Genomic DNA, 3,735 nt, shown 5'->3' on the forward strand with positions numbered 1-3,735 from the left:
GAGGTTGCCCACCGAGTTGATCAGCGCGATCACGCCGGCAGCGATCCGTGCATCCAGGTACGCCTGGGGAATCGGCCAGAACAGCGACGAAGCCGATTTGAAACCCAATGCGGCGAAGCAGATCGCAACGAAGGCGAAGATCGGCCCGCCGGTGGTGGACATGAACATCCCCGCCGCAGCGATCAGCAGGGCAGTGGCGACCCAGGCTTGCTGGTGCTTCCATTTGCCCGACAGCGAGGCAAAGGCGTACATGCCGACGATCGACAGCAACCACGGAATCGAGTTGAACAAGCCGACCTGGATGTCGCTCAGGTCGCCCATTTTCTTGATGATGCTCGGTAGCCAGAAGGTCGCGGCATAGATGGTCAATTGAATGAAGAAGTAGATCAGGCAGAACAGGATGATCTGGCGGTCCTTGAGCAGTGTGCCCAGCGACGGTTTGATCGGCGTCGCGGCTTCGCGGGCCAGTTGTTCGTCATCGATGGCTTTGACCAGCGCGTCCTGTTCAGCCAGGGTCAGCCATTTGGCGTCGTGGGGTTTGGAGTCCAGCCAGCACCAGACGAACACGCACAACCCGACCGAGAACATGCCCTCGATGAAGTACATCCACTGCCAGCCGTGCATGCCCCAACCGTTGATTTGCAGCAGCAGCCCCGACAGCGGGCCGGAGATCAGCGAAGCAATCGCCGAGCCGCTGAGGAAGATCGCAATCGCCTTGCCGCGTTCCACACCGGGCAACCAGCGGGTGAAGTAATAGATCACCCCGGGAAAGAACCCGGCTTCAGCCACGCCGAGCAGAAAACGCAGGATGTAGAAGTGGGTTTCGTTCTGGATGAACGCCATGCAGGCGGCCACCAGGCCCCAAGTCAGCATGATGCGGGTCAGCCAGATTCGCGCGCCGACTTTTTGCAGGAGGATGTTGGAGGGCACTTCGAACAGCGCGTACCCGATGAAGAACAGACCGGCCCCGAGGCCGTAGGCGGCAGCGCCAATCCCCAAGTCATGTTCCATGTGGGCGCGGACGAAGCCGATGTTCACGCGGTCGATGTAGTTGACGATGAACATGATCACGAACAGCGGCAGGACGTGGCGTTTCACTTTTGAGATGGCGGACTTCAGGACCGAATCGGCGCCATCGTTCATCCCGGATATGGATGTATTCACTTGTTTTTCTCCCACTCGTTATTTTTATGCGGGGTGTGGCTGGGTATTGCGATGTTGATAGACATCATACAACTGAATTTTTCGATTCGACAAGCACTGTAGTCCAATAAAATGGCTATTTGTCGGATGATTTCTATGCTTTTTTGGGGCGGGTGTGGGGTTGTGATGGTGTTCGAGTGGTCAATTTGTTGAGTGTTGTCATACAAGCTTGAGGCTGTTTTCTGGGGATTCCAATCGATTCCGGTGCTACGATCCGGATAGCCCTGTTTTACGGATAATCACCATGCAAGAAGACATCGACGCACCCGCCCGCAAGCGCGCTCACAACCTGGCTCATGATCTGGTGGCCAAGCTGACCCAGAGCATTTTGCTCGGCCAGATGCTGCCGGGGGACAAGCTGCCTTCGGAGAATTCGATTGTTCAGGAGCATGGGGTCAGCCGTACGGTGGTGCGCGAGGCGATTTCGAAATTGCAGGCTTCAGGGCTGGTGGAAACCCGTCACGGCATCGGCACCTTTGTCATCGAGCGTGCGCCGGAGCAGGGGTTGCGGCTGAATGTCGATACCGCGCTGGGGGTGCGCAGCATTCTGGAGTTGCGCATGGGCCTGGAAACCCAGGCCGCCGCGCTGGCAGCGGTGCGTCGTACCGATCAGCAATTGGCGCAGATGCGTGAAGCGCTGGATGACTATCAAAGTTTGCTGGCCAACAACGACAGCTGCGTCGAGGCCGACAAACGTTTCCACCTGCTGATCGCCGAAGCCACCGGCAATGTATGCTTCACAGAGATCATGCAGCACTTGGGCAATGCGATGATTCCCCGCACCCGCGTCAATGCCACCGAGCGCGGGTCAGCGGATTTGAGCAAGCTGGGGCAACTCGCCAACCTTGAACACGAGGCGATTCTCAACGCCATCAAGCGCCAGGATCCGGATGCGGCGCGGGCAGCCATGTGGTTGCACCTGACCAACAGCCGCGACCGCTTTTCGGCGGGCGGCAGCTGATTCGTCAGTGCGTAGGAGCGAGCAGTGCGGCGATCCGACTTGTCCGCGAAGAATACACCGCGTTTTTTCAGGTATTACGCGTCATCGTTCTTCGCGGGCAAGCCTCGCTCCTACAGGGGCGCTATATCGCGCATCAGCAATCCATAACGCAAATCCACCGCATTCGGAATCGGCAAATACACCGTGTGCCCATCCCCAGGCGCCACTTCAATCGCCTCGCCCCTGAGGTTCTGCAGTTGATGCAGGTCGAAGTGGAAGTTGCCCTTGSGCGTCATCAGTTCCATGTGATCGCCCAGGCCAAAACGATTCTTCACCCGTACCTCGGCCAGCCGGTCGCGGCGTTCGCCGGTCAACTCCCCAACGAACTGTTGGCGCTCTGAAACCGAGCTGCCGTTCTGGTAGTTCTGGTATTCGTCATGCACGTGCCGGCGTAGAAAACCTTCGGTGTAGCCGCGCTGAGCGAGGGACTCCAGATCAGTCATCAAGCTGCGATCGAACACTCGGCCAGCCACCGCATCATCAATCGCGCGGCGGTAAACCTGGGTGGTGCGCGCGCAATAGAAATGCGATTTGGTCCGGCCTTCGATTTTCAGTGAGTGCACACCCATCTGCGTCAGGCGCTCGACGTGCTGGACGGCGCGCAGGTCCTTGGCGTTCATGATGTAGGTGCCGTGTTCATCCTCGAACGCCGGCATCAGTTCGCCGGGGCGATTGGCCTCTTGCAACAGGAACACCTGATCGGTCGGCGTGCCGAGGCCCAGGGTCGGTTCGGGAGAGTAGTGCTGGACGATTTCGCCGAGCTGATTTTCGCTGGCCGGTGTCGCCGAGTATTTCCAGCGACAGGCATTGGTGCAGCTGCCCTGATTGGCGTCACGCTTGTTCATGTAGCCCGACAACAGGCAGCGCCCCGAATAGGCCATGCACAATGCGCCGTGCACAAACACTTCCAGCTCCATCGCCGGGACGTGCTGGCGGATTTCGGCGATTTCTTCCAGCGACAGTTCACGGGACAGGATGATCCGGCTCAAGCCCTGTTGCTGCCAGAACTCGACGCTGGCCCAGTTCACCGTGTTGGCTTGCACCGACAGGTGGATCGGCATCTGCGGGAAGTGCCGGCGCACCAGCATGATCAGGCCGGGATCGGACATGATCAGCGCGTCCGGCGCCATGCCGATCACCGGTTCCAGATCCTTGAGGAACGTTTTCAGCTTGGCGTTGTGCGGGGCGATATTGACCACCACATAAAAACGCTTGCCCTGAGCCTGGGCCTCGGCGATGCCGAGCGCGAGGTTGGCGTGATCGAATTCGTTATTGCGCACTCGCAGGCTGTAGCGCGGTTGGCCGGCGTATACCGCATCGGCACCGTAGGCGAAGGCATAACGCATGTTTTTCAGGGTGCCGGCAGGGGCGAGCAGTTCCGGGGGGATGAGTGGCATGGCGCAAGTCATGGCAGTGTCGATCGCAAAAGCCRGCAAGGGTAAGCGGCCTGCACGCGGGGTTTATTGATCTGGATCTATGCTTGACCAACAAACAGATGGCACTCGCGCCAACCGTGGCGGACTAAACATAAG

Annotated in this window: 3 protein-coding genes; 1 reads left to right on the forward strand and 2 read right to left on the reverse strand. The window is 59.0% G+C overall.

The annotated features are described in order from the left end of the window. The coding region (locus tag AC1DLB_RS24445) for an MFS transporter (RefSeq protein WP_477785787.1) at positions 1 to 1,164 on the reverse strand (1,164 nt) is incomplete at its 3' end. Between the two features lie 283 nt (positions 1,165 to 1,447). On the opposite strand from AC1DLB_RS24445, the gene AC1DLB_RS24450 reads away from it, so the two are divergent. Beyond that, positions 1,448 to 2,164, forward strand: coding sequence for a FadR/GntR family transcriptional regulator (locus AC1DLB_RS24450; protein ID WP_477743733.1), 717 nt, complete (start codon positions 1,448 to 1,450; stop codon positions 2,162 to 2,164). 110 nt (positions 2,165 to 2,274) lie between these two features. Here AC1DLB_RS24450 and trhP read toward each other — a convergent pair whose 3' ends face one another. Next, a complete protein-coding gene (trhP, locus tag AC1DLB_RS24455; RefSeq protein ID WP_477785788.1) occupies positions 2,275 to 3,600 on the reverse strand; it encodes a prephenate-dependent tRNA uridine(34) hydroxylase TrhP in 1,326 nt (441 codons plus the stop codon). Positions 3,601 to 3,735 lie beyond the last annotated feature (135 nt).

This window comes from Pseudomonas sp. 05N434 (assembly GCF_056396965.1).

What these genes read in the sequence shown, in the direction of transcription:
- AC1DLB_RS24450 (WP_477743733.1), top strand. Translation starts at nt 1,448, where the DNA reads ATGCAAGAAGACATCGACGCACCCGCCCGCAAGCGCGCTCACAACCTG.